The sequence below is a fragment of the Sporosarcina sp. P20a genome (genome assembly GCF_002743175.1).
GTDB lineage: Bacteria > Bacillota > Bacilli > Bacillales_A > Planococcaceae > Sporosarcina.
Genome location: NZ_PDYT01000046.1, coordinates 1 through 3,113, shown reverse-complemented (window position 1 = coordinate 3,113; position 3,113 = coordinate 1). Strand labels below are relative to the sequence as shown.

Annotated in this window: 4 protein-coding genes; all 4 read right to left on the bottom strand. The window is 35.0% G+C overall.

The window, feature by feature from the left end:
* Positions 1 to 498: 498 nt before the first annotated feature.
* A complete protein-coding gene (locus CSV72_RS17310) occupies positions 499 to 969 on the bottom strand; it encodes a VanZ family protein (RefSeq protein ID WP_099679233.1) in 471 nt (156 codons plus the stop codon).
* A gap of 74 nt (positions 970 to 1,043) precedes the next feature.
* Entirely contained in the window at positions 1,044 to 1,517 is a 474-nt protein-coding gene (locus tag CSV72_RS16420; protein WP_099679232.1) for a DUF4825 domain-containing protein, read from the bottom strand.
* A gap of 447 nt (positions 1,518 to 1,964) precedes the next feature.
* Positions 1,965 to 2,702 carry an IS30 family transposase gene (locus CSV72_RS16415; protein WP_099679231.1) on the bottom strand — a complete coding sequence of 246 codons (738 nt, stop codon included), beginning with the start codon at positions 2,700 to 2,702 and terminating at the stop codon, positions 1,965 to 1,967.
* Positions 2,703 to 2,750: 48 nt separating this feature from the next.
* Positions 2,751 to 3,113: ATP-binding protein (locus CSV72_RS16410; protein WP_158232252.1), on the bottom strand; the 363-nt coding region annotated here is incomplete at its 5' end.

Below are 3,113 nucleotides of genomic sequence, written 5' to 3'. Positions count from 1 at the left end.
TTCAGGAATAATTTACGTCACACAGCTATATCCATTAGTTGAACGTTCACTAACAAGGATTTCCCTACTTTTAATTTCTTGAAAAGTAAAAGCCAGTTACAACTAACGCAATGGCAGTCTCGTCACATCATTTCACTTTAAAGAAAAATGAAATGATGAGGAGTAGAATCGAGATTACAATACCTCCCAACTGGAATGCTTCCAAACTCTCTATAGAAAATTTCGTCGCTAATCCGGTCACATGTAATAAAAGCAGGATTGTCATTGAACCTATTATTACAATGAAAGAGACTTTTTGAATTGCTCTTCTTTTGTATTTAATATCTTTTTTCAACGTATCCCTTCTTTCAAACTCTAAATTGCCTCTCTTGCACATTTTATTAACTATTAACTTTGCTATTTAAATTTAGTGTTGTTTAAAATGGCCCTTTAACGGCACAACACCTAATTCCAGGATTGCCCCCGATTACTTAAACCAACTTTTTCCTTAACCTCACATTACGCAGATTTATACTTTTTATAAATTCTGCTGTATGCACTAAAGAACAAAAAACCTAAGAAACAACTAATCGTATTTAAAATAATATCATCTACATCAAAAGATCCTAAATATGCGAAAAACTGAATGCATTCAATACTTAATATCAGTAAGAAGCAGGTGAACATTGTTTTAATCATTCTTCTTTGAGAGCTGAAAGCCTTTGGAATTAAAAAACCCATTGGAATAAAAGGAATGATATTACCTAATATATTTAGAAATGCGACACCGAAACTCAAATCAGTTAGGTACATCCTAACTGTCTGGAATGGTATTAAATTATAATTCGATCCACCCTCAGCTCTTCTCATAATATTCATTAGCACAGTATTAATAGTGTGGTTTATATTTCCGTTAAACTTAACGACAACGAAATTTATTACCAATACGATGTAAATACCAAAGATGATTTTCCAATAACTTTTTCTCAAATGAAATACTCCATAATCTTAAAACACATAATCTGGCCCTATTGTTGAACGGTTGTGTTCCATAATCGCACCCTTTAATTGAATAACTGATTTATTTTGCTTTCATCTTCCAAATATTTTTGTGCAAGTTTTTCTGTTTCATTTTCGTTTTCTAAATCTCTGAGATTTTCCCCATACCAAGCTTGAAGATTTTCTCTTGTTATTTTGTATTCTTGATTATTAAAATCAAACGTTATCCAGTCAACGTTTTTAATTAGTGCAAATAAAAAAGTAGCATTATATATAGCTGTTTTTTTATAATTCAGTTCTGAATCCGACCAATCATAGTTCAAAATAATGCCATACGGCTCTTCGGATGTTTTAAGTTCAAAGCCCTTATAGTGGTCAGCACCTCGCAACTGACTTGCACTATTCCCTACTGCGCTGGCATCACCAACATACGAATCTTTGTATTTAAAAATACCCTCTTCTCCATTTTTTGTGTTACATCCACTTACAATTAAAATTACCAATAAGGCAGAAAAAGAAAACTTAAGCATTCGTTTCATAGCTATCCCCCTAATTATGAAATTTACTGTATTGCTCTACATAATGGCCCTTTTCTTGAATAGCACTATGCTATAATCAGTGATCTTGAAAAATCATTTACTTAAAAAGATATTACTAACGTAAGTTTAACTACTATATTTAATAAGGTTTATTCAATATTATTCATTTCCAAAATAATATTTTCATGTGATGACTCAATAATTGACCTAGGTATTTGAGTATATTTCCATCCAGGTTCGGTATAATTTGAGACAGAGTCAGACAAGTAATTGCTTAATGACCTATCCGTTATATAATTTCCATTTACTATAGCACTCTTTTCTTTCCCACTTAATGCATTAATTAAATGATCCTAAATTGCAATATTAAGTTAGCCACTTAGATAAAATCCAGTGTATGTATGAAGGGGGATGTATTCCTCAATCGATGTGCTCGTTTTGGAAATACTAAGCTAACCTAGCTAACTCTTCTTCAAACAAAGCAGCCGGCTGTCGATAGTTCAAAATCTTTCTGGGCAACTGATTCATTGTCTGATAAATACGTTGAATAGACTCTGTAGAGTAATCAGAAATCGCTTTTCCTTTGGGAATATATCGTCTGAGAAGACCATTGTGTCGCTCGTTAGATCCTCTTTCATACGGTGCGTATGGACGAGCGAAATAGACGTCCGTGACACCTTGAAGACTCTTTGTCAGATTAGAAAACTCGCTGCCGTTATCCGACGTAATCGTTTTGAATACTTTTGAAAACAGCTCACCAAAATCCTCTTGTAACTGGTTCATCGCAAAGTCGACCGAATCGTGATCTTGATCATCTAGGAGGATGGCATAATAGTTTCTCGTTTTACGTTCAACGAGCGTCAATAATGCATTGTCATCAGACTTCTGTCCTTCTACCGTATCAATTTCCCAATGACCGAATTCTTGACGATCTTCAATTTCAACAGGACGTTCAGCGATGCTAATACCCAAAACACGACGGTTTCTTCGGATGCGTTTCGTTTTGGTGTTCCGTCTCAGTTTCATCGGCAAGTCGATGTTCCGAACGCGTAATACGTCTAAATCAATGTAATTATAAAGGGTTTTCGTGGACACAGTAGGTCGGTCTTTCCACTCTTCTTGAAGGCTTGTAAACCCGACGACTGCATCTGGTGACCAGTTGTGTTTTGCAAGAAGAAAGTGCATAAGTTTGCAATGAAAAATACACAAGCTTGCCAGCCTTCAATTTAGTTTTTATCTTTGTCGTGATAAAGCGTTAGTAACTCTGAAACTATCTCCAGTGAAATTCAAAATGTGAGCGTGATGGATCACACGATCTACCAATGCGGCAGTTAGTCTAGAATCACTAAATACACGATTCCATTGACTAAACTCCAGGTTTGACGTAATAATTAAGCTTTTTTGTTCGTACCAATCTGAAATAAGTTGGAAAAGGAGCTCAGCTCCTTCTTTGTTGAAGGGTACGTATCCCATTTCATCTAAAATAATTAAATCCACACTTTTGAATCGACCTCTGAACTGCGCTAATTTGTCGTCGCGCCATGCTTTTTCCAATGATTCAGCGAGATCAGAAACTCTGTAAAAGCGTACTTCTAA